22 protein-coding genes are annotated in these 24523 nt (G+C 43.5%); 16 read left to right on the forward strand and 6 right to left on the reverse strand.

Annotation, left to right across the window (positions count from 1 at the left end):
• Positions 1-16: 16 nt before the first annotated feature.
• The 9 genes from LAQ65_RS02980 to LAQ65_RS03020 all read left to right on the forward strand — a co-directional run bounded on the left by LAQ65_RS02980 (position 17) and on the right by LAQ65_RS03020 (position 12263).
• A complete protein-coding gene (locus tag LAQ65_RS02980) occupies positions 17-619 on the forward strand; it encodes a hypothetical protein (protein WP_224115448.1) in 603 nt (200 codons plus the stop codon).
• On the forward strand, positions 619-3351 hold the full coding sequence (locus LAQ65_RS02985; protein ID WP_224115449.1) for a glucosidase family protein: 2733 nt from the start codon (positions 619-621) through the stop codon (positions 3349-3351). The genes LAQ65_RS02980 and LAQ65_RS02985 overlap by 1 nt, the downstream gene beginning before the upstream one ends.
• 39 nt (positions 3352-3390) lie before the next feature.
• On the forward strand, positions 3391-4875 hold the full coding sequence (locus LAQ65_RS02990) for an alpha-amylase family glycosyl hydrolase (RefSeq protein ID WP_224115450.1): 1485 nt from the start codon (positions 3391-3393) through the stop codon (positions 4873-4875).
• A gap of 27 nt (positions 4876-4902) precedes the next feature.
• Positions 4903-5952 carry a glucose 1-dehydrogenase gene (locus LAQ65_RS02995; protein WP_224115451.1) on the forward strand — a complete coding sequence of 350 codons (1050 nt, stop codon included), beginning with the start codon at positions 4903-4905 and terminating at the stop codon, positions 5950-5952.
• The gene (locus LAQ65_RS03000; protein WP_224115452.1) at positions 5949-6758 is read left to right on the forward strand and encodes an MIP/aquaporin family protein; all 810 of its coding nucleotides are present in this window, start codon (positions 5949-5951) and stop codon (positions 6756-6758) included. The genes LAQ65_RS02995 and LAQ65_RS03000 overlap by 4 nt, the downstream gene beginning before the upstream one ends.
• Before the next feature lie 127 nt (positions 6759-6885).
• Positions 6886-7665: an OmpA family protein gene (locus tag LAQ65_RS03005; RefSeq protein ID WP_224115453.1), complete on the forward strand. Its 780-nt coding sequence runs from the start codon at positions 6886-6888 to the stop codon at positions 7663-7665.
• A gap of 153 nt (positions 7666-7818) precedes the next feature.
• The gene (locus LAQ65_RS03010) at positions 7819-9531 is read left to right on the forward strand and encodes an FAD-dependent oxidoreductase (protein WP_224115454.1); all 1713 of its coding nucleotides are present in this window, start codon (positions 7819-7821) and stop codon (positions 9529-9531) included.
• 208 nt (positions 9532-9739) lie between these two features.
• Positions 9740-11095: an anaerobic C4-dicarboxylate transporter family protein gene (locus LAQ65_RS03015; RefSeq protein WP_224115455.1), complete on the forward strand. Its 1356-nt coding sequence runs from the start codon at positions 9740-9742 to the stop codon at positions 11093-11095.
• A gap of 37 nt (positions 11096-11132) precedes the next feature.
• Positions 11133-12263 (forward strand): alpha/beta hydrolase, encoded by a 1131-nt coding sequence (locus LAQ65_RS03020; RefSeq protein WP_224115456.1) that lies wholly within the window; start codon positions 11133-11135, stop codon positions 12261-12263.
• Between the two features lie 67 nt (positions 12264-12330).
• Here the strand turns inward: LAQ65_RS03020 and LAQ65_RS03025 are convergent, their stop codons facing one another.
• The 5 genes from LAQ65_RS03025 to LAQ65_RS03045 all read right to left on the reverse strand — a co-directional run bounded on the left by LAQ65_RS03025 (position 12331) and on the right by LAQ65_RS03045 (position 16146).
• Positions 12331-13071: a hypothetical protein gene (locus tag LAQ65_RS03025; RefSeq protein WP_224115457.1), complete on the reverse strand. Its 741-nt coding sequence runs from the start codon at positions 13069-13071 to the stop codon at positions 12331-12333.
• Between the two features lie 124 nt (positions 13072-13195).
• Positions 13196-13807, reverse strand: coding sequence for a MarC family protein (locus LAQ65_RS03030; protein WP_224115458.1), 612 nt, complete (start codon positions 13805-13807; stop codon positions 13196-13198).
• A gap of 46 nt (positions 13808-13853) precedes the next feature.
• On the reverse strand, positions 13854-14285 hold the full coding sequence (locus LAQ65_RS03035; RefSeq protein WP_224115459.1) for a YidH family protein: 432 nt from the start codon (positions 14283-14285) through the stop codon (positions 13854-13856).
• Between the two features lie 29 nt (positions 14286-14314).
• Positions 14315-14833 carry a rhodanese-like domain-containing protein gene (locus LAQ65_RS03040; protein ID WP_224115460.1) on the reverse strand — a complete coding sequence of 173 codons (519 nt, stop codon included), beginning with the start codon at positions 14831-14833 and terminating at the stop codon, positions 14315-14317.
• 122 nt (positions 14834-14955) lie between these two features.
• The gene (locus LAQ65_RS03045; RefSeq protein ID WP_224115461.1) at positions 14956-16146 is read right to left on the reverse strand and encodes an ABC transporter substrate-binding protein; all 1191 of its coding nucleotides are present in this window, start codon (positions 16144-16146) and stop codon (positions 14956-14958) included.
• Between the two features lie 234 nt (positions 16147-16380).
• Between LAQ65_RS03045 and LAQ65_RS03050 the strand changes: the two genes are divergently transcribed.
• The 4 genes from LAQ65_RS03050 (at position 16381) to LAQ65_RS03065 (ending at position 21093) form a co-directional block, all read left to right on the forward strand.
• A complete protein-coding gene (locus LAQ65_RS03050; RefSeq protein WP_224115462.1) occupies positions 16381-17175 on the forward strand; it encodes a bestrophin-like domain in 795 nt (264 codons plus the stop codon).
• 89 nt (positions 17176-17264) lie between these two features.
• A complete protein-coding gene (locus LAQ65_RS03055) occupies positions 17265-17879 on the forward strand; it encodes a hypothetical protein (RefSeq protein ID WP_224115463.1) in 615 nt (204 codons plus the stop codon).
• A gap of 158 nt (positions 17880-18037) precedes the next feature.
• Positions 18038-18832, forward strand: coding sequence for a hypothetical protein (locus LAQ65_RS03060; RefSeq protein ID WP_224115464.1), 795 nt, complete (start codon positions 18038-18040; stop codon positions 18830-18832).
• Positions 18833-18855: 23 nt separating this feature from the next.
• Positions 18856-21093, forward strand: a complete 2238-nt coding sequence (locus tag LAQ65_RS03065) for a multiheme c-type cytochrome (protein WP_224115465.1) — start codon at positions 18856-18858, stop codon at positions 21091-21093.
• A gap of 30 nt (positions 21094-21123) precedes the next feature.
• On the opposite strand, the gene LAQ65_RS03070 is transcribed toward LAQ65_RS03065, so the two are convergent.
• Entirely contained in the window at positions 21124-21594 is a 471-nt protein-coding gene (locus LAQ65_RS03070) for a YqhA family protein (protein ID WP_224115466.1), read from the reverse strand.
• Positions 21595-21826: 232 nt separating this feature from the next.
• Here LAQ65_RS03070 and LAQ65_RS03075 point away from each other — a divergent pair, with 232 nt between their 5' ends.
• The 3 genes from LAQ65_RS03075 to LAQ65_RS03085 all read left to right on the forward strand — a co-directional run bounded on the left by LAQ65_RS03075 (position 21827) and on the right by LAQ65_RS03085 (position 24472).
• Positions 21827-22324, forward strand: coding sequence for a hypothetical protein (locus LAQ65_RS03075; RefSeq protein WP_224115467.1), 498 nt, complete (start codon positions 21827-21829; stop codon positions 22322-22324).
• Positions 22325-22394: 70 nt separating this feature from the next.
• Entirely contained in the window at positions 22395-23732 is a 1338-nt protein-coding gene (locus LAQ65_RS03080) for a BamA/TamA family outer membrane protein (protein WP_224115468.1), read from the forward strand.
• A gap of 29 nt (positions 23733-23761) precedes the next feature.
• A complete protein-coding gene (locus LAQ65_RS03085; RefSeq protein WP_224115469.1) occupies positions 23762-24472 on the forward strand; it encodes a hypothetical protein in 711 nt (236 codons plus the stop codon).
• Positions 24473-24523: the final 51 nt, after the last annotated feature.

Below are 24523 nucleotides of genomic sequence, written 5' to 3' on the forward strand. Positions count from 1 at the left end.
ATTAAATTAAAAAAATATGAAAAAGTTGTTAGCTGTAATTCTCATTGGTACTTTATTTTCCTGTTCGCCTTCCACACAAATTGAAAAATCATGGCGTGAACCTGGTAGTACCTATACCAAAAGTCCAAATAATAAGGTACTGGTAATTGCCATGGTTAAAGATGAAGCAGCCCGCAGGACAATAGAAGATAATATCGTCAAAAGAATCGGTACAGCAGTAGCATCATATTCAGCAATTACGGCTGAAATGATAAAGTCCGCTAAGGAAGATGACCTGACTAATTTTTTAAAACAAGGTAACTATACCCATATTTTACTGATGCGCCTGGCTGATGTTGAAAAGGAAACTTCCTATGTTCCAGGATCTACAGGAGGATATTATGGCGGTTATGGAAGGTATTATGGGTATGGCGCTGGTTATTATTCATCTCCGGGTTATTATACTACTGACAAGAATTATTTTGTTGAAACCACTATATATTCTGTAAATCCGGATAAGTTATTATGGACCTGTACCACAAAAACAGTGAATCCATCAAAAGTTGAAAAGACGATTGATGAGATAGCTACTGCAATTACTGATAAAATGAAAAAAGACGGATTTATACCGAGTAAGTAATGGAATATAAACGATTGCAGGAAGCCCGCCTAAATAAGGTCCCCTGGAAAAAATGGGGGCCTTATTTAAGTGAACGCCAGTGGGGAACCGTTCGCGAGGATTATAGTGAGAATGGCGATGCCTGGAATTATTTTCCTCATGATCATGCCCGTTCCAGGGCATATCATTGGGGTGAAGATGGTTTGGCCGGAATTTCAGACGATAAACAGTTGCTTTGCTTTGCAGTAACACTTTGGAATGGGAAAGACCCGATCCTTAAAGAGCGGCTATTCGGTTTAAGCAATTCGGAGGGTAACCATGGTGAAGATGTGAAAGAATACTATTTCTATCTCGACTCAACACCAACGCACTCGTACATGAAGTACCTGTACAAGTACCCGCACAATGCCTATCCTTATAATGATATCGTAACGGTGAACCGTAATCGTAGCCGGAGTGAACCTGAGTACGAGTTACTGGATACCGGTATATTCAATGGTCATCGCTATTTTGATGTGTTCGTAGAATATGCAAAAGCTTCCGCTGAAGACATACTTATCAGGATCACAATTGAAAACCGCGGACCTGAAGATTCACCTGTACATGTATTACCTACAATATGGTTTCGCAATACTTGGCATGACCAACCCGGAGAAAACCGACCGGAGTTAAAGCAATTGAGCCTTGACACAACATCGGGTGTGATTGCAGTTTCTCATCAGCAAATAGGAGAATTTGTATTCAGCGCAGAGGGAACGGGGGAGTTACTATTTACAAATAATGAAACAAATACTGAGCGGCTTGCCGGCCTGCCTAACCAGACACCTTATGTGAAGGACGGTATCAATAACTATATCGTACAGGGGCAAACGAATAGTGTTAATCCAGTGATGTCCGGAACTAAAGCCGCTGCTCATTATAATATAATCGTTGAAGCAGGGAAATCAAGGACTCTGCGTTTGCGCCTAACACAAACGTCCGCTGCATATGAACCTTCCCGGAAGCAGGTGTTGAAAGAAATATCCTGGGACGATTTTGACAACCTGTTTAACTCACGCCTGAAGGAAGCTGATGAATTCTATTTAAAAATTATTCCCGTAAAACTTGGACCAGACGATGCTAACATAATGCGACAGGCCCTGGGTGGGATGTTATGGTCAAAACAATTTTTTTATTATGATGTACGCAAATGGTTAATGGAGCATGGCATTTCCCCTAACAAACCCAGGCAGCGTTCCATTCGTAACAAGCAATGGAGCCACATGGAAAATGAGGACATAATTTCTATGCCGGACAAGTGGGAATATCCATGGTATGCAGCATGGGACCTGGCCTTTCATGTTTTACCCTTGATGCTGGTAGACGAGGAATTCGGGAAGGGACAACTGGAGATAATGCTAAGTACGAAATACCAGCATCCCAATGGCCAGATACCTGCATATGAATGGAATTTCAGTGATGTCAATCCCCCCGTGCATGCCTGGTCAACGATATTCAGTTTTTTCCTGGATAAGGCAAAGAATGGTACAGGGGATATCCAATGGCTGGAACGATGTTTTCATAAACTGCTCCTCAATTTCAACTGGTGGGTGAACAGGAAGGACAGGGAGGGAAGTAATGTATTTGAAGGAGGGTTCCTTGGTTTGGATAATATCGGCGTATTCGACCGGAGTTCGCCATTGCCCACCGGTGGGTACCTTGAGCAGGCCGACGGCACAGCCTGGATGGTACTTTTCAGTCAGAATATGATCGAAATAGGTGCACAGCTCGCTATGGAAAATCCTGCCTATATTGAAATCACCAAGAAATTCTTTGAACATTTTTTGTATATATCCTCGTCTATGATAAGAGCCGATGATGACGGCGGGATGTGGGATGAGAATGACGGTTTCTTTTATGATGTACTTCAGCTTCCTGATGGTAGTAGTCATCGGCTGAAAGTACGTTCAATGGTTGGTTTGCTTCCATTATGCGCTGTCACCGTTTTTGAACGGGAGATGGCGAAAAAATATCCGGATTTTGCGGACTTCATTTCAGAATTCCTGTCTACCAGGCCGGAGTTAACAGCTTTTATTCATGATCCCGCACAGGAAGGGCATAGTGGCAGGCGTATGGCTTCGGTGCTTAATGAGCGGAACTTTCGAAGGGTGTTGGGTATCATGCTTGACGAAAAAGAATTTTTGAGTACCTACGGCATCAGGGCACTTTCCAGGATTCATGGTGAGCACCCTTTCATCCTGCATGTGGAAGGCCAGGAATATAAAGTGTCTTATTTGCCCGGGGAATCCGACAATAATATGTTCGGCGGCAATTCCAATTGGAGAGGTCCAATATGGATGCCTGTTAATATGATTATCATACGTGCATTGTTGAATGCCTATATGTATTATGGAAATGAGTTCAAGGTCGAATGTCCCACAGGGTCAGGGAAAATGATGAACCTGTACCAGGTAGCTGAGGATATCACCCACAGGCTATCCGCCATTTTCCTGCGCGACAGTGCCGGACACAGGCCGGTATATGGAAACAATCAAATATTCCAGGAGGACCCTTACTGGAAGGATTTAATATTATTCCATGAATATTTCAATGGTGAAACCGGGGTGGGTGTTGGCGCAAGTCACCAGACCGGATGGACCGGGGTGATCGCCAGGGTTATGCACTTCTTTATGGAAACTTCGCAAGAAGATGCCTTAAAATATAGTAAGGAAAAGATCTTCGAGGTGCCCGGGGGATTTGCTAATGACAAGTAAAATTAAAAGGAGCTACAACCGGAAATTGTAGTAAATAATATGCAACAACCGAAATATCCATCACTTTACCAGATCAATACAAGGGTAAGGTTAACAGAACTGTCAAAAGAACTTGGTCGGAAGGCTACGCTGGATGATATACCAGATGGTGAACTGGATGACCTGGCAGAAATGGGTTTTGACTGGATATGGTACCTGAGTGTATGGACTACGGGTGAGCTTGCACGTATGGTTTCACTGGAGAACCCCGACTTCCGGCGCGACTTCGAAGCCACAATTCCCGACCTGAAAGAAGACGATATAGGCGGCTCCGGATTCGCTATTGCAGGATATAAAGTCCATCCTGATCTTGGTGGCGATGATGCCCTTAAACGGCTTCGTGAAAGGCTAAGCAGACGGGGACTTAAACTCATGCTTGACTTTGTCCCGAACCATATGGGACCCGACCATCCCTGGGTTGAAGACCACCCGGAGTATTTTGTTGCCGGAACCGAAGATGACCTTGAGAAATATCCACAGAATTACAAAAGGGTAAAACGCAGGCAGGGTGATATGATTCTCGCCTATGGCCGTGATCCATATTTTGCTGGCTGGCCCGATACGGTGCAGTTGGATTATAGCAATCCTGCAACTGTCCAGGCAATGCTCAATGAATTATTGCGCATTTCAAGTCAATGCGACGGCCTGCGATGCGATATGTCGATGCTTATCCTGCCCGATGTTTTTGAAAAAACCTGGGGTCGCAAAGCACAAATATTCTGGCCTGTTGCCACAAAAGCAGTACGTGATAAAACCCCTGGTTTTTGCTTCATGGCTGAAGTATACTGGGATATGGAGTGGGAACTTCAGCAGCAAGGATTTGATTATACTTACGACAAGCGGTTGTACGACCGTTTAACAGAAGGCCATGCGAGGGCTGTGCGGGAGCATTTTTATGCCGGGCTGGATTACCAGGATAAACTAGCCAGGTTCCTGGAAAATCATGATGAACCACGCGCTGCTGCAACCTTTGAACAGAAAAATCATGAAGCTGCAGCTGTAATCACATTTTTATCGCCAGGCCTGCGATTTTTCCACCAGGGACAATTTGAAGGAAAGAAAAAACGCATTTCACCGCATTTAATCCGCGGGCCGCAGGAGCCACTTAATGCAGCGCTGCAAAATTTTTACAATGGACTCCTCATTGTAATCGGGAAGCCACTTTTTCGCAACGGGCAATGGCGACTGCTGGAATGCTTGCCGACATGGGATGGCAATGGCAGCTGGGATGCTTTCATTGCATTTGCCTGGGAGGGAAATGATGGGGCAAAGTCGCTTGTTGCAGTTAACTACTCACCCAACGCAAGCCAGTGTTTTGTTCACCTGCCATTTGGCGCACTAAATGATAAATCTGTCCGCTTCAGTGACCTGTTAAGCCCTGCAACGTATGACAGGGATGGCAATGAGTTATTGGCAAAAGGAATTTTTTTAGATATGCCTGCATGGGGATACCACATTTTTGAAGTAACAGTAATGAATAAGTGACAATTAAAATTATTGAGGAAATTTTTTATGAAAGCAATTACAGTTATACCAAAGAAACCCGGCACAGCTCAACTGATGGACATTCCTGAGCCGGGTTTGCATGAAGGATCGATTCTTGTAGAAGCAGTTGCTGTAGGCGTATGCGGTACTGATGTTGAAATCGTTGAAGGAAAATATGGCTGGGCTCCTTCTGGCCAACCGCATCTGGTATTGGGACATGAATCCCTGGGCCGTGTAATAGACCCGGGTCCGACAGGCGGATTTAAAAAAGGGGACCTGGTTGTTGGCATCGTTCGCCGGCCCGATCCTGTGCCTTGTCCGAACTGTGCAGTAGGTGAATGGGACATGTGCAGTAATGGCCAGTACACCGAGCGCGGGATCAAAGAAATCCATGGATACATGTCGGAACGCTGGAGGATCGAGCCTGAATATGCCATTAAAGTGGATCCTTCCCTGGGTATCCTTGGCGTTTTGCTTGAGCCTGCAACAGTGGTGGCAAAAGCATTGGAACAAACTATTTTTATCGGCCGGAGGTCTTTCTGGGAGCCCAAAACAATTTTAGTGACCGGAGCCGGACCGATTGGCCTTCTGGCAGCACTTTTTGCAAAAATGAATGGAATGGATGTGCATGTCCTTGACAGGATTGAATCAGGGCCCAAACCGGACCTTGTGCGATCTCTCGGAGCGACGTATCACTCGGGCAGTGTATTGAATATTGGCTTCGAACCGGATATAATCCTTGAATGCACCGGTGTTGGCCAGGTCATAGCCGATTGCATCGAGCAGATCGGGGCGAACGGGATTTTATGTCTGGCCGGTATCGGACATGGAGGCCACGTCAGATCCTTGTCCCTGGCCAATTTAGCCGCATCTGCGGTTTTAAGGAATAACGTGATTTTCGGTAGTGTCAATGCCAATAAACGGCACTGGTATAAGGCAGGACAATGGCTGGCCCGTGCAGACCGCTCCTGGTTGTCAAAGTTGATAACCAGGGTTGAACGCCCAGAGAATTTCATGAATGCACTCCAAAGAACACCAGATGACATCAAGGTGGTGATACAATTCTCTGAAATATGAATAAGGAAGAATTTCCCTGGCGCCTTTTCTGGGCCGAGTTCCTGGGTGTGGCATTACTATTGCTGGCGGGGCTCTCACTTGTGATTTTTATGTTTGGCGAGGGCAGCTCCATGGCCATTCTTATACCCAATGTGGTCTTACGCAGGGTGATAACCGGTTTTATCTTTGGCGGCTTTGGTTCCCTGATCTCTATCACGCGCCTGGGAAGGGAAAGTGGGGCACATATCAACCCGGCAGTAACCATGGTGTTCAGGTTGTTTTTGAAGATCGATACACGCACATCCCTCATTTATATTGTCGCGCAATTCATGGGTGCGGTTGTCGGTTGCCTGCCGCTTCTCGCCTGGGGCGAGATGGGCCGCAGCATTTCCTTCGGGGCCACCATACCTGGCGAAGGCTATCCTACCATGGTAGTTCTGCTTGGTGAGGTCCTGACTACTTTTGCCCTGGTCTCGCTGCTTTCCATTTTTATCGGCTTCAGGAAGCTCCGTCCGTACACCCCTGCAATTTCCCCTATACTCTATGCAATTATGGTACCCCTGGAAGCCGGGATTTCCGGCACCAGCACGAACCCCGCGCGAAGTTTTGGTCCCGCCGTTATTTCCGGCGTATGGCAGGACTGGTGGATCTACCTTGTTGGTCCATGCTGCGGTGCTTTTCTGGCATCGATAGTCTTTAGTTTCCTGGCAAAGAAAATCACCGTGGCGAAATTGTATCATTTCGATAGCGATCGCGATGGAATATTCCGGAAAATGGCGGAGGATAATTATAGTAACCAGTCGCCAAAGGAAAAAATTAAATTTTGATATCTATCAGTAATTGAAATGAGTAAAGTCATAATTATAAAATGATAATGCCTTTTAATTTTAAATATATTTTCTCTGAGCAAGGACTCAAAACGAAAAAATAATTCAACAAATAAAAACAACAATTATGAAATCAAAGTTCACGGCCAGTATTCTTATCGTATTGGCAATTGCGTTTACATCATGTGTTTCCAGTAAGAAATACAAAAGCGCAGAGGCACAGTCGCAAAAACTCCAGACTGAATTAACATCCTGCGACAATAATTTAAAAGGCGCCAATGACAAGATCGCTGAACTTAATAAGCAGGTTTCCGATTTAACAAGCCAGAATGCTACATTAAGTGTGGATGCGGCAAAATACCAGCATATTAAGGCAAATGCGGAAATGAGGGAAGCAAGATTAAATGCAGCCCTTGCAGAACAAGGTACATCCATGGAAGAAATCCGGGATAAACTAGTTTCAGGACTTAGCGCCCTTATAGATTCTGGCATGGAAGTAAGCTATAAAGAAGGTTTATTGCATATTAACCTGCCTGAAAAAATGTTATTTACACCGGGATCTGCAACGCTTAGTAAATCATCCAAAAATGCATTGTCTGCTTTGGCTTCAATCATGAACGATTATCCCAAAGTACAGATATATGTTGTCGGACATACAGATACTCAAAAAATTCACACAGCCCGTTTTGAGGACAACTGGTCATTGAGTACTGAAAGGGCAAACAGCATTGTTCGTGTATTCAGGGACAAGTATTCAGTTGATCCAACGAGGTTATTGTCTGCAGGTAGAGGCAAATACATGCCTGTTGCCACCAACGATACCAAGGAAGGAAGAACTTTAAACCGTCGTATCGAAATAATACTGAATCCTAATCTTATTAAGCTTTGGGAATTGATGAATCAATAAGGGGAATACTTTGATTATATGAAAAAACCGTCACCCTTATTTTGGAGACGGTTTTTTTTATATTCAGGTCATTTTTTCCTGGCATATTTAAGCTTCAATTCCAGTTAATAACTATTTAACCGGGCTGAATTTGTAAATCTTCAAATAAAAAATATGAAAGTTATCATCGTTGGCGGAGTTGCCGGAGGTGCCTCATGTGCAGCACGATTGCGCAGGCTTGATGAAAAAGCTGAAATCCTGATGTTGGAGCGGGGGCCCTATGTTTCCTACGCGAATTGCGGGCTGCCTTATCATGTAGGAGGTGTAATTGAAAAAGAATCCAGCCTGCTGGTTGCCAATGAACAGACGTTTCGCGGGCAGTTTAATATTGATGTACGGACCAATACCGAAATGACTGGTATTTCAGCGGGAGAAAAAAAGGTGCAAATACGCAATCTGGCTACCGGTGAAGAATACACGGAAACATATGATAAACTGGTGCTTTCGCCAGGTGCAGTATCTGTGCGCCCTCCATTGCCGGGCATAGACCTTCCGGGAATTTTTCACGTCCGCACGGTGCCAGACGCAAGAGCAATAGTTGAGTGGATAGAAAAAGGCAATCCATTTCTCGCAGGTATATACCGGTATTCCGGCTTCCAGACCCTGAGGCCAAAACCACGGGCTGTGGTAATCGGTGGTGGATTCATCGGGCTGGAGATGGTGGAAAACCTTGTTCATAAAGACTTTGATGTAACACTGGTTGAGATGATCGACCAGATATTGCCACCGATTGATAAAGAACATTCCAGTGTGGTGGAATTCTACCTGAAAAAACATGGTGTCCACCTTGCTTTAGGAGATGGTGTGGCTGGTTTTAAGCAGGCTGATAAGGGTACAATAAATGTAGAGACCAAATCCGGAAAAACCTATCCGGCAGATGTAGTGATCCTCGCCCTTGGCGTGCGGCCGGATACAAAACTGGCAAAACTGGCAGGACTGGAAATTGGGGAAAGAGGTGGAATCAGGGTGAACGAACAGATGATTACCAGTGATCCGGATATCCTCGCTGTTGGTGATGCCGTTGAAGTGAAGGATTTTGTTACCGGGGAGTGGAGCCTCGTGGCGCTTGCCGGGCCTGCAAACCGACAGGGCCGTATTGCCGCTGATGTGATTGCCGGACGCAACTCCCGTTTCAGGGGAACCCAGGGAACCTCCGTTATCGGTTTGTTTGGGGCAACTGCTGCATGGACAGGTGTGAGCGAAAAAACGCTGATCCGTAGGGGGGATGCTGATTATGAAAAAATCTATCTCTATCCAAATTCACACGCAGGGTATTACCCGGGAGCCAAACCCATTGCCCTAAAAGTTATTTTCCGGAAATCGGATGGTCGGTTGCTTGGTGCCCAGGGACTTGGATTGGATGGTGTAGAAAAACGGATAGACGTTTTTGCTGCCATACTCCAGATGGGTGGAACTGTTTACGATTTGGAAGAAGCCGAACTTTGCTATGCACCTCCTTTTGGTAGTGCGAAAGATCCCATGAACTTTGCGGGAATGGTTGCGGCCGATATCCTTAGGGGTGATATGAAAATCAGCCACTGGAAAGAGGCGAAATCCGGGTTCATGCTGGATGTGCGGCATCCCATCGAACTTGCTGTGGAAAATGTCGCGGGCGCCATCAATATCCCTTTGGATGATTTACGGGCGCGAATCAACGAACTTCCCAAAGATCGCGAAATACATGTCATTTGCCGTTCCGGCCAGCGCGCATATATTGCTGCCAGGATTCTGACACAACATGGATATGATGCAAAAATTATATCAGGCGGAATGCTTTCGCTGGCGCATAATTATTTGTTTGGCAGGAGCGAAACCGGAGAATCCTGATAACATTTCCAATTTGTTAAACTGAATTATGAGTGTTCATTACAGTATTTCATTTTCTATCTATGACCTGACTGACAAAGGTCATAGATCATTAATATATTCTGATTCAACTTTATACATTACGGAATACTTTCAGAAAGTATCAAACTTATTGTACCTTATGGATGGTCGATTGTTTTGATATAATTAAATATTAAACAACTTTCCAATGATATTCATTCAACTTGCCATAGTTCTGGTTTGCATTTTCATAGGTTCGCGCATGTCGGGTATAGGTTTGGGAGTTATGGGTATGATCGGCCTGCTTCTTTTGATCTTCATTTTTAAAATGCAACCTTCAGACCCTCCGCTTGAAGTGATGCTGATTATCTTAAGTGTTGTAACGGCAGCAGCGTCTCTACAGGCAGCAGGTGGCATGGAATATCTTGTTAGCATTGCAGGCAAGTTGCTTCGCAGCAGGCCGCAGCAAATCACTATCCTTGGGCCATTGGTAACGTATTTTTTTACACTTTTTGCCGGAACTGCACATATATCCTATTCCATCATGCCGATTATCGCTGAAGTGGCCATCAAAAAACGGATCCGGCCGGAACGTGCACTGAGCATGAGTGTTATGGCGGCCCACCTTGCCATTACGGCCAGCCCGGTATCAGCCGCGACCGCAGCCTTACTAACCGTATTGACAGCAAGTGGAGTTAAACTGACAGACATTCTGATGGTATGTATTCCTTCAACGCTGATTGGTGTGATTGTTGGAATTTTATTTGTATTAAAAAGAGGAAAGGAATTAAGTGAAGACCCGGAATTCCGGGAGCGCATGAAAGATCCGGCATTTGTAAAAAACCTGGATCCGGAAGTAGATCAGAATGCACAAGCTACCTTTAAACCAGGTGCAATTAAGTCGGTCATCATTTTTGCATTGGGTGTGTTAGCAGTTGTTTTGTTAGGTTCCTTTCCTTCATTACTTCCACAATTCTCAGGCAAGGAAGGTTTTGTACCGGGCTTTGCTGTTAATGCTGCCGGGAAATTACAAATGCCTTCCATGATTATGATGGTCATGCTTGCAGCGGCCGGGTTGATTATACTCCTTGCAAATACCACTGCCGCACAGGTAACCAAAGCCAGCCTTTTTATGTCTGCAGGCCAGGCTACGATCGCGGTATTCGGCGTGGTGTGGATGAGCAGTACATTTATGGACAATAATTACGAGGTAATCAAAAATACCCTGGGTGATTTGGTTACTGCTTATCCCTGGGCTTTTGCGATAGCCTTGTTTGCGCTGAGTATTTTGCTATTCAGCCAGGCTGCAACAACAAAAGCACTGATGCCACTAGGCCTGTCACTAGGGATGTCGCCTGCCTACCTGATTGGTATTTTTCCGGCAACAAATGGTATCTTTTTTGTGCCAGGATATCCCACCTTGTTAACAGCTATTCAATTTGACCGGACAGGAACAACACGTATTGGAAAGTATGTCGTGAACCATAGTTTCATGCTGCCTGGCATTGTTAGTACAACAGCGGCAGTAATTGCTGGCCTGATATTGAAATCAGTTTTATTATAACGTTGTGCTGACCACTTTGCCACAATAACATTAGGATATGCCAAAGGACAAAAAAGAAAAAAAAGACAAAAAGGGGAAAAAGCAGAAAAAGGAAAAAACGGAAGGTATATATTCAACTTCCGGCCTCCTGAAAAGAACCCTGCGAGTCGCCTATCCGGCAGGCAAGGGGCGAATGGTGCTGCGTACAGAACAAGACTGGGATGAAGACATTGAGCCGGTGTACATAAGTGAAGATGGTAACACTTCCACTTTTGAAATAGCCGCCAGCCTGCCATTCCTTTACTTCAAAGCCTGCCTGGTTGATGATAGTACACTTCACTGGTCTGTGGGCAATAATAACCTGCTTTTAATGGAAGAAAAAGACCAGCGCATTTTGTACCCTTTCTTTTTCGGTGAAGACAATGGGGAATTCTCGCAGTTGGTAGAATTTCCATCGCAAATACTTAACCGAACCCACTACCTCCGGATATACCTTCCACCAGGTTACCATGAAAATACCCTGGCCACCTACCCGGTGGCGTTTATGCAGGATGGCCAGAACCTCTTTTTTCCTGAGGAAGCATTCCAGGGCCAGGATTGGAAAGTTGAAAGAACCAGCCATACATTGCGGGCAATGAGTGCAGTTGAGGACTTCATCATTATTGGCATCCGCTCCGGCGACCGGATGCAGGAATTTACTGCCCCGGGTTATGCAGCCTATGGCCAGTCGCTTGCCGAAGAGATCGTACCAGAAGTGCAACGCCTGCTTCGCATAGGTAACCACCGCCGGTTTCGTACCGTTTGGGGGTCTTCCCTTGGTGGGGTTGTTTCCTTTTATACAGTTTGGCAATACCCTGAAATCTTTGGAACGGCTGTATGTATGTCGAGTACCTTTTCTTTCCAGGACGACCTCATAGAGCGTGTATTGAATGAGCCTCAGCGGGATGTGGCATTTTACCTTGACAGCGGATGGCCAGGTGATAACTATGAAGTGACAATGGCTATGGCAATGGCCCTGGTTTCACGGGGGTGGAAATATGGCCGGAACTTATTACACCTGAGCTTTCCGGATGCCGGCCATAATGAAACAGCCTGGGGTATGCGATTACACCTGCCGATGCAGTTCCTGAATGGCGCAGTTGCCCGGGCCGCAAGGGCCGGTGCACAGGTACTGGGAGACAAGCCCTGAGACATACAAGTACAAAATGGAATCAACGCGAAACAAGTATTTGGAAAACCTTTCCACCAAATTAATCTCACTTATTATTTTTGGAATGTTTTGTTTCAAAGAATACGTGCACTATAATATTTAAGGCATAAAGGTTTTCTGTATTGTAATGAGAATCGTACTGATAGGTTATATTTCCCTCATAGGCAAAGCGCGATCCCCATGCAGCGGTGGCACCACCAATTAACCGGATCCGATTGATTGTAGAGTAGCGGGAATCCCAATATGGTTCGGCATTCACGTAAGGGACGATTGACCTGCGCCCGGTTAAATATTCTTTCTCAATCATAACCCGGTAACGAAACCTGTAGGAGAATACCGGATCCTGTCCAACCCAGCGAAGGTCTGTGCGAAAACGATTAGATAGCAAAATCCCATTGTTTAGCGGGGTCCTCCTGTGAATTTCCCCAAAAACCATATCCTCAGTATATTCACCGGCACTTTCACCGAGGCTCCATCCCTCCATAATTCCGCCACGTGCCAGCCATCCTTTCATCTGCTGAGCCTTGATATCGTCCACAAGCCTCCTGAGGATTAAATGTTTTGTTTTTCCCCAGGCATAATCTGCCTGCAAATAAATATTTAAATCCAGGTTCTTACTCTCATTGTATTTTGTAACGGGAATGAATGCTGAAAGCCGCCAGGATTGGTTAAGCCTGTACCATATATCGGTTTCGGGCCAGAACTCCACTGATGAATTTTGTGCAATGCAGGTATTGCCTGTACAAAGGCTGATAATGAGGCCTAAACAAATCAGTCGGAGTTTCATTTCCAAAACATAGTTTTTCTGTCGGCATAATAGCTGTGGTTATCCAACAAACCTGTATATACGAAGGTACTTGACTTTAATTAGATGGAAGAACAAGAAAAGCTGTAAAGCCCTTTATAAACCATCAGGCTTTCAATAGCTCCTTTAATTGATTGTAGATGATCAGCAGTCCCAACGCTACCTGGACAACACCGAGAATTGCCCCCAATAAGGCAAGAAAGACCAAAAGCAATTTGCCTATATGGCGGGTTAGGAGCATGATTACCAGGTTAAGCGCCATTATACACAATACTATAACACCAATAATTATTTTATTCTTGAGATCAGGGGTAAGTGCGAGAAACACGATGACTGCTGCGATCCCATAGGGTGTAACTATGGTCGGGAAGGCAAGGGGATTCAACGCTACACTCATGTCCGGAATGGATGCAGCATGCTCCTGCTGTAATTCATGTGGCGTAAACTGCTGGATGATATTTAAAAGCGCCACCAGGAAAAGTATGATTCCTGCAGATATTGCTAAAATAGGTACAGGAATACCAAAATTGGACAGGATATTCTCGCCCATAACGGCCGCTAACAGTAGGGCAATGGTGGATAATAGTATTGCACGGAATGCGATCTTTCGGGTGAGGGCCGGTGTTGCATTCTGGGTGATCTTTGCAAAGGGCCCGATGATTTTAAAGGGGCCCAGCATCAGAAAGAGAAATGTGAATACCTGTATTTTCAGTTCCATGTTTATATAGTTTTTGCAAAGTATTTAAATGTGTTTACAAAGGTTATTACCTAATACCTTTAACCTGGAACACTATACCCAGGAAAATAACGATTCCGAAAATTGTGAGGATGGCTGCCATAAACAATGAATACCTCGTACGAGTGAACTCATACCGACCACGCAAACGCATAATGGTTTCCACATTTTCAATAGTCCCCATAATTAAAGATAGGACGCCCATGCCAACCATAAAAAGTCCAACCACTTCCGGTCCTGAAATGTCAACTGGAATCTTACTAACGGCTAAGAGTTGCTTGTTTGAATTTTCGAGGAACTTGTAGATGGTGAAACCAAAACTGATCAGGGAAAGGCCGGTACGAACCCAGGCCATCAGGGACCTGTCTGCGGCCATCACTGTACGATCTACAGCCATGGCGGTACTGTCAATTGCCGATTGTAGCTTTTCACCAGGTAAATTATTTTTTTCGTTTGCCATATCAGGTTCCTTTTGAATTATTTCCAGCATTAATGAACTGTAGGTAGCAACATTTGCTCGGGAGAAAGCTTATAAGACCAGGGGCATCCTGAGTTCTTCCAGCCGTTCTTCAGCCGCTGGCCATTGAATACACTGGCCGGGTCATTAACCGTATCTCCTTCCATGCCATCAACGATGTTGTAAGCTTTTGTAAAACCTGCTTTGGCGAGCATGTTAACAGCTATTGCACTTCTGCCACCTGAACGGCACATAACCATGACCGTGTCGCCGGGTTTTGCAACCTGTTGAACACGTGATACAAAATCGGGGAGGAGTTTCATGGGAAACTGTCCCTTTATGGTATCCCATTCGTAAGATTGGGTGGCAACAGGTATTTTCCAGGCCATGGTAGGAAATCCCACAAAAAGATACTCTTCAGGGGTGCGGACATCAATGACCTTTACCATTCCGGGTTCAGCTTTCCAACGTTCATAGGCTTCCTTAGCTGTCACATATAGCCCCGGTGCCGTTTGTTTTTCTAAGGGAATGTTAAGTTCTGCCATGTTCATAACCTCCGCTTATTTTCTTTAATAATATTTGGTATTATTTATTGGAACCCATAATAATCGATGGGTTCCAATAAATGATTTTAAAAGGGCAATAATTCAACTTCCTTTAAACTTACACCCGACTACCCCAATCTGGTTCCTGACGCCAGCGGTGCTGCTGTTTCAGGAAGTTTTGATGTAGTTCTTTTCTTCCATTCATCTTCCAGTAGTTCCCTGGCTGCCTGCTCAAGGAATTCAGGTGCAGCCCATTTTTGCACATCGAAGTCGTTCTTGATGTAGCCATGGCTCAGCATAAAGTCCTTGCCGATCTCAACGGAGGCCAGGTTCTGTGGTGACAGGTTAGGTACCATGTCGATATGCCTGATCCCCTCATAAGTATCCTCTACGTCAAGATAAAATGTCTGCTTGTCAAGGATAGCTGCTGCTGCATGCTTATGTTCGTTGGCCCAGCGCCCCACTTTGATCATGCCTTTCAGGTAAGTAATGACCAACTCAGGATGTTGTTCCGCCATCACATCGGTGCAGGTAATAGCTGCGGGAATGTTTGCCACCTGCAGGGTCCAGTCCGGATACCTTGACAGATCCTCGATTGCCTTCATCTTACCAGTCGCTTCCTGAAGATGCTGGAAGGGTTTGCTTTGGGTGTAAATCGCATCAACTACCCCATTCAACAGCGCTGTTTCAAGGGGGCGGAAAGCCAGGTCATATTTATGGTTACGCTTGAGCCACAATTCTGAAGGGTTTTCCATTGGGTCAAGCATAGCCGGATTGTTATACCAGTCATCGGCATAGGGGAATTCCACGATCTCAACATCAGCGCGGGTCATACCGTTCATCCTTAGCATAAGTTCAATTCCCTGCTCCTCCTGGATGCGCCACCAGTCGTTCTTGATCTGGTTTAAACTCTTGGAAAGACCAATTTTCTTGCCTTTCAGGTCCTTCATCAGGTATATATTATCCCTGGAACGCACCATCATGCAACCTCCTTCGTGTGGTGCATGTGTTACCCCAAGAAGTCTCGTCCTGCGGATATCAGCCTGGACATGGACAGGCGGGAATAAGCCACCGAAACGGATGAGGTTATCAAGGTTGTGGATGTAGTGTGGATACCAGTCGTTTTCGCGAACAGAACGTAAGAAACCATATTTCACACCGATTTTCTTATACTCCTCCCTCGTCCAGCCCAGTTCCTGGTCAACGTTGCTGGCTGAAACCAAAGGACAATTGGTGTAGTATACCTCTTTCCAGTTCAATGGAATGGTATTTAATTTTGTGTTTTCGAAAGTTGTACTTTTCAATGCTTCGTTTCCCATAAAAGCTTTTTTTTTCATAACCCGGCCGGTGGTAATGACTTGGTATTATTAAATAAGGCCCGGTCACCTGGAAAGGGTTTAAAATCCTGAACTAATTTGAATCTAAATACTGAACAGGGTTATGATCTATTTCACTAAATAATATGATTAAAATCAATAATGGATAACTTCCAGCGCTCAATCTTTACCTTTGATTTTAACGACCGCAAATTTTAAAGGTAAATTGATTTATAAATGATATTCCAGGACATGCCGTTATGGCTAATTGTAGCAGCAACAATTTTCGCTGTGCTGCTTTCCATTGAACTTGGGTATAGGTTAGGAAATAACCTCAACAAACGCATTGAGGTAGAAAAGGAATCACCGGTTTCTGTCATTTCAGGGGCTATATTAGGCTTGCTTGCATTTATGCTGGCATTCGTTTTCGGGATCCTGTATAACCGTTTTGAAGCCCGTAAAGGCCTGGTACGTGAAGAATCCCTTGCCATCAGCAAAGTATGGTTGAGGTCAGATTTCATGTCGGAACCAGACAGGGGAAAGTCGGTTAAGCTTTTGAAAGAATATCTTGACACTCGTATATCTTCTTTTCAATCGGGTGATAAAGCCAGGATTATAATAGCATTAAAAGAGTCTGACCGGATTCAGGCCGAGTTATGGGATATGGCTGTTGTGAATGCCCGTAAGGATATGAACTCAGATGTTGCTGCATTATATATTGAAGCACTGAATGAAATGATGGACATTCATGATATGCGGGTTGTCAGGGGGCTCCAGGCAAAAACACCTTTAGGTTTATGGCTTGGGCTTTATGCAATTCTTTTTTTGGGTATGTTTTCAATTGGCTACCAGACGGCAATTGTGCAATCCCGACGATCACTGGCATCGCTGTTACTGGCTTTATCCTTTACTACTATGTTTATTTTAATTACTACACTCGATCGACCGCTCGAAGGATTTTTTAAGGTACCCCAGCAACCACTCCTAAACTTACAGGCTAAAATGGCCGGTAAGGAAATTCCAGTAGAATAGCTATTCAATAGATACTGATGAATTATAGGTTTTGTGTTTCACTTCAACTAAAGTTGGATTAATGTTATATTGCCCAAAAATGTAATTACATGAATAGATTATTTGCTGTTATTTTAATAAGTGCTTTAGCTGCCTGCCAACCCACAACACAAATTGAAAAGTCGTGGTTTGAAATTGGCACACATTATACCCCAAGTCCCAGCAATAAGGTCCTGGTAGTGGCCCTGGTTAAAGATGAATATTCCCGCACCGTGATTGAGGATAACCTCGTGAAGAAATTTAAGAACCCGGCAGTTGAATCTTATAAGTTATTAACTAAGGAAATGATAAAGGAAGCAAAGCCGGAAGCATTAGAGAAATATATTGCTGAAGGAGGCTTTACCCATATATTATTGATGCGCCTTGCAGGCGTGGAAGAGCAGGCTTATTATGTTCCCGGTGCATCAGTAAGTGTAGGCGTTGGCATGTATGGAGGTTACGGAACGTATTTTGGTTATGCAGCTCCTGTTTATTCCGCACCAGGTTCTTATAGTACAGATAAGAAATACCATATAGAAACTGCATTTTATTCAGTAAAGCCGAATAAGTTATTATGGACTGGTACAACAAAAACCGAAAATCCCAAAAAACTGGATAAGGCGGTTAATATGATTGCCGATGTTGTGGTTGATAAAATGACAAAGCAGGGTTTCCTTGTGAGGTAAGGCAAATACTTCATTAACCCAAAAAGTATGATTGAGGAGGATACTCAATTATACAGTAGCATTAATCCTTGTTGCAACTATTAGTAAAGAATAAACTTCAGACCCTTAGCTGGATAACCTCCCAAAAGTTTAATTGACTGATATTTAAACAAGAATCAATGAAATATGATATGCTCATAATCAGGACAGTGGCGCTTGCCATACTATTGGCAATAGCTAATACCTCGGTTGTATCAGCGCAGGGTAGCAAGCAGGACGAACAGCCAAAAAGCAAATGGTCGTTCCTGGTTGAACCATACCTAATGCTTCCGAATATGAGCGGGAATGTGGGTCTGGGTGACCTGCCGGATGTTAGCATAGATGCCAGCTCTGGCGACATCTTCAGTAAACTGAAAATGGGTGCGATGCTGAACCTGGAAGCATCCAATGATAAATGGACTATAGCGACAGATTTTATATACATGGACCTTAAGCAGGAGGTAAAAACCGGCACTTTAATCAATAGCGGCGATGTTACCGCCAAACAGTTTGCCTGGGAGATCGCAGGCCTGAAAAGGCTCACCCCCTGGCTTGAATTGGGAATAGGGGGAATCCTTAATTCGGTTAATTCCGGCGTGAATATTAATTTAAATGCTATCGTTGGGGGTACCAATAACAAGGCCAAAGAACTAACCCAAACCTGGTTTGATCCTATGTTAGTTGCCAGAATAAAAAATAAACCCGGCCAAAAATTTATTTACCAGTTGAGGGGTGAAATCGGTGGCTTTGGTATTGGGTCTGACCTTGCCTGGCAAATACAGGCATATGCCGGATACCGGTTTTCTAAACTGTTCCAGGTTGCTGGCGGATACCGGGTAATAAGCCTTGATTATACTACCGTAAGCGGTGAAAGCAGGTTCATGTATAATATAGATACATTTGGGCCTGTTGTCCGTTTCGGGTTCAATTTCTAAGTTTACATAAACAGCAATATACCATGAAGATATTTTCGGTTATTTTTTTTGTACTGCTCATTGGTGTATTGTTTTATTGCTGCGTTGAAACTACAAAACCAGAAGAGGTTTCACCGAAAACCTATGTAGGTTCAGCAAAATGCCAATCTTGTCACGCTAAGGAATTCACGAATTATACTGGTTCCGACCATTTTCATGCCATGGATTCTGCCTTACCCCGTTCGGTAAAAGGCAATTTCAATAATAGTTATTTTATCTATTTTGGCGATACCAGTTTCTTTTACCAGAAAGAGGGCGGATACTTTGTACGTACAAAAGATTCCCTGGGACATAAAAGGGAATTCAAAGTGGATTTTACTTTCGGCTGGAAACCATTACAACAATACCTGGTTAAGTTTGACGATGGCCGGATTCAAACCCTGCCTTTTTGCTGGGATACCAGGCCAAAAGAAAAAGGCGGTCAACGATGGTTCCATATTTATGGCAAGGATAAAATACTACCAGGCGATGAATTGTTCTGGATGGATATCAATCAAAACTGGAACAACATGTGTGCTGATTGCCATACGACCAATTACGTAAAGAAATACGAAATCGGCAATCACAGTTTTAAAAGCACCTGGGGCGAATCTGATGTTTCCTGTGAATCCTGCCATGGGCCTGCCTCAGGTCATTTGGGCTGGGCTGAACAAAAAACAGGAAAGGATTCGTTGAAAGGCTTTTCTGTAAGCCTTAGGTCCAGTAATGTACAGTGGAAATTTAATCCCGGGAAAGGAATAGCCTACCCCGATAAAATTGTGTCTAATAATACACAAATTGAAACCTGTGCCCGCTGCCATGCCCGTGCATCGCGGTTGAGTGATGATTATTACCACGGACAATCATTCCTGCAGACCCATATCCCATCTACAATAAATGCTACCAATTATTATATTGATGGACAGATCAAAGAGGAAGATTATGAATATGGCTCCTTCCTGCAAAGTAAAATGTATGCGCAGGGAGTAACCTGTGTTAACTGTCATGATGCGCACTCCATGCAACTGAAGGCACCTGGAAATGCAACCTGTTTTTCCTGCCATGCCCCAGAAAAGTTTAACGTTGAAGGGCATACGCACCATGCGGAAAATTCTGTTGGAGCCAGCTGTGCCAATTGCCATATGCCCGTTTCGACCTATATGGGGGTTGATGACAGGCGGGACCACAGTATCCGGATACCCCGGCCGGATTTATCTGAGCAAACAGGCACTCCAAATGCCTGCAATAAATGCCATACAAATGAACCGGTAAGCTGGACGAAAAAATATTTCCTGCAATGGTATGGAGACAAATTGCCTAAGAACCAGACCTATGGTGAGTTGATGTATCTTATGTCTAAGAATGCAGAGGGCGGCGAAAAGGCATGGCATGAATTAATTTCCTCGGAAACTTATCCTGCAATTATTAAAGCAACGGTGCTTGATCAATACAGGCAGTACCTGTCTCCAAGGAATATTGATGAAGTAAAGAATAAACTGCAAAGTGATAACCCTGATTTGCGGTTAAATGCCATTCATGCGATTTCCGGTTTGCCTCCTGAAGAGGTGATGCCATTGCTATTACCAATGTTAAACGACAAGGTGCTTTCCGTCAGGACAGAAGCAATGAACGCCATGTCTTCATTTTACAACCTGGTTGACCAGAACAGCAGGACCAGGTTTAACCAGGTATTGGAAGAGTACCTGACCATTCAAAGAAAGATGGGTGACCGGCCTGAAGGATACCTGAACCAGGGAATTGTTTTAGCAGCAACAGGAAGGATGGTTGAATCAGAACAGATATACCTGCTGGGTATACAACGTTTCCCAAAATTCACCGCCTTGTATGCAAACCTGGCTGACCTGTACAGGGAGATGGGCAATGATGCAAAATCAAAAGAGTATTTGGATAGCGGATTATCTGTTGACCCCCGGAATGGGACATTATATTACTCCCTTGGATTGTGGTACTTCCGGAACCATGATGAAAAAAATGGGTTCACCGCCTTGCAGAAGTCCCTTAAATTGAATCCTGCTGATCCTTCCTTTACCTATACCTATGCCATTGCCCAACATTCCAAAGGCGAGTCAGGACAGGCTGTTAAAACACTTGAAACTTACCTGGAGAAAAATGGCAATGACCCGCAAATACTGAACGCTTTAATTTCACTTTACCAGGATTTAAACCAAAGGGAAAAAGTGAACTATTATCTCCAAAAAAGGAAATCAATTTTCGGGTATTAGGCTGCCAAATAATGCACAGTGGGTTCCTTATCATTCTTCCTTTTTACCTTTCACCAGGTAAAAGCTTACCGTCAATACCAAAATAATTGCCGGTAAAACCAACAGATCCCATTTAATTGACTCCTTAGAACTTCTTATCAGTGTAAGGCAGAAAACCACCATGGTTAGTAATATGGTTTCCCACAAAAGGATTTTAAGTTCTTTGAAACTTTTAATTTTCAGCCATTCCGGCAAATTATCATCTGGAATTTGGTCGTGCGTGAAAATTTTCATGATCCCTAAGGCGAAAATCATAAAAACAATACCTACAAGAAAAAAATCTAATCCTTTCAGGAAGTATATACCGATACTTTTTTCCTCCTCAAAACCATACTGGTAAAAAATCATATACCCCTTTATGGATTCTAATGCACCACCAATAATAAATAGCAGTGCATTAATTAAGGTAAAGGCCACACCAAGTAAAATAAAGAATCTTATGTTCAGGATCTTTTTAAACACTGCTATTTATTTTGATTTAGTTAAACGGGATGATGTAAGTTACATTCAATATAAATATAATTCTTAATGCAGGACAGCCTAACTATTTTCATATTAAAATGAATTTACCCTGGAAAAATTGACATTAATCATATTTTATATTGAATAAGATCATAATCCATATATGGATCAAATTTCAACTTCGCCTTATTAGGCAATTATTACATACTGATTTATTATTAAAACAACAATTATGAGAAATTTCCTTTTGTTTTCTGCTTTTTTGCTGATTTCCGCTGTTTCTTTTGGTCAATCCAATAAAGAGGATGTTGATATGATCCAGGCCATGTTTGGAAAAGAAAAGAAAGACCTGGTACAGGCCTATATGACTATTCCTGAAGCCCAAAAAACCGCTTTCTGGAATTTATATGACCAATATGAAGGTGAGCGTAAAGCACTGGGTAGGGAGAGGATTGCCCTGATCGAAAGCTATGCAAATGATTATAACAAGTTGGATGACGCTAAGTCCAGCAGCCTGATGAACAGGAAACTGAAATGGCTTGGTGATTATACCAAACTGCAGAAAAAATATTTTGATAGTATGTCTAAGGTTATTGGTGGAAAACAGGCTTCTAAGTTATTCCAGCTGGAAGATTACCTTGAAAACAATATCCGCCTGACTATCCAGGAATCCATTCCGTTTATTGAGGAACTTGACAAAACAAAGGCTAAAGACGCTACAAAACAGTAATTTGTAATCATACCAGATGGATTGGGCGCGAAAAACCCATATTCCATTTTTTCATCTTCACTTTGGAATAATGGTTTATTCTAAAGTGAAGATGATTTGTAAAGGTGAAATCCAGTTTATTTCAGTTAATAGCAATCAATTGAATAAAATACTTCCTTTTTGCCTTGTTTTTATTTGTAGTCTTCATCCCATACTGGGGATGGCTCAGGATACTTCACGGCTAACAGTTTGTCCACCAAAGGATCTTCCTGATGTAATAAATTCCTGGCGAAAACATCCTAAAGAGAGAAAAGATAAAACAGGTTCACTGTTTCTGGTGCCAGTGATCAGTTCAAATCCTGCTACCGGTTTTGCATTTGGTGTAGCCGGGCAATATGCTTTTAGAGGGAAAAAACCGGAGAGCCTTTATTCTATTATTTCCGGAAATGCAACCCTAACAACCAAGGACCAGGTTATGTTCCAGGTAAAGAATAATATTTACCTGAAAGATGACAAGCTATTCCTGACCGGGGACTGGCGGTATTTTTTATTTTCCCAGGCTACATACGGGTTAGGAACCAATACTCCGGAAGGGGGGGCATTGAATTACCAGTATGGAATTAATGGATGGGAAGCAAGTGATGATTCCCTTGTGCAACCCATGAAATATGATCATATCCGGTTTCACCAAACTATTTCCTGGCGGCTGCGCAAATCCTTGTACCTGGGATTTGGGTACCACCTCGATTGGTTCAGAAATATTTATGATGAGAAACTGGATACTTTACGACCACTTTATACCAGTCATTACCTGTATAGCAAGAAGTATGGATTTGATACAGAAGAATACCTGGTTTCCGGTCTGAGTATAAATATGACTTACGACACCAGGGATAACCTGGTAAATGCTTATAAAGGAGTTTTTGCAAATTTTAATTATAGGATAAGCCCGGAATTCCTGGGTAGTAAAAAGACGGTAAACCTGCTGAGCCTGGAGTGGCGGAGTTTCCATAGTTTGTCTTCCCTGAATCCCCGCCACCTGATTAGTTTCTGGTTTATGGGTAATTTCACAGATGCAGGTCAAATGCCCTATTTAAACTTGCCTGCATTAGGTTATGACCAACGGGGCAGAAGTGGAAGGGGATATACCCAGGGAAGGTTCAGGGGAACCAATATGGTTTATGGAGAAACTGAATACAGGTTCCCGATTTCGCCCTGTGGCGGAATATTCGGGGGTGTGCTCTTCCTCAATGCAACTACAGCATCCAAACCCGAAGGGGAAGAAAAATTATTTGATTATCTCGCCCCGGGATATGGGTTTGGACTCAGGATGATGGTAGATAAAAAATCAAGGACTAACCTGCAGATCGATTTTGGGTTTGGTAACAAATCGGCAGGTGTTTACTTTGGCGCTTCTGAAACTTTTTAGCGGTATTTTTCATCATTTAGATCAGCAATATGAAAAAGTTCATTGCATTAATTTTGGTTGCATTATTATTTATTGGTAATGCTTCTGCCCAGAAGGATATATATACTACAACTGGTGGTGAATTGATATTTTCTTTTGCCAATATTGAGCAAAATGGAAATAATGGCAATTCAATTATGCGCTTCGCCCCGGTGTTCAATATACAAACCTGGATGCATGCTGATATCAGCAATAAATTCGGTTTCTTTACCGGTTTGGCCTTTCGAAATGTCGGCTATATTTATGGTGATTATAAGACCAATACTCAAGAGGTTTTAACATATAAGAAAAAATTCAGGTCATACAATCTTGGGGTACCCCTTGGTATCAAGATTGGAAATATGGATGGGACTTTTTTTTATGCAGGCTATGAAGTCGAGTTGCCTGTTTTCTACAAGGAAAAAACTTTCGATGGCGGAGATAAGATTGATAAAATAACCGGCTTCTTCAGCAACCGGGAAAATTTATTCCAGCATGGATTCCTGGTTGGCGTCCAGGGACCCTATGGCGTGAATTTAAAATTCAAATATTACCTGAGTGAATTCCATAACCAGGATTTTGTGGATGCGGCTGGTATCAAGCCATATGCCGGACTAAAATCCAATATATTTTACTTCTCACTGAGTACATTCTTTTTCAGGGATTTCAAAACAAGTAGCAGCTCTACTGAAATGAAATCATTTAAAATGCAACAACTATAAAAAAGGCAAAATAAAATTGCACTGCATATGTTCGGTGCCGTAAATATGCAG

The sequence above is a fragment of the Flavihumibacter profundi genome, from assembly GCF_020076305.1.
In the GTDB taxonomy this organism is placed as follows: Bacteria; Bacteroidota; Bacteroidia; order Chitinophagales; family Chitinophagaceae; genus Flavihumibacter; species Flavihumibacter profundi.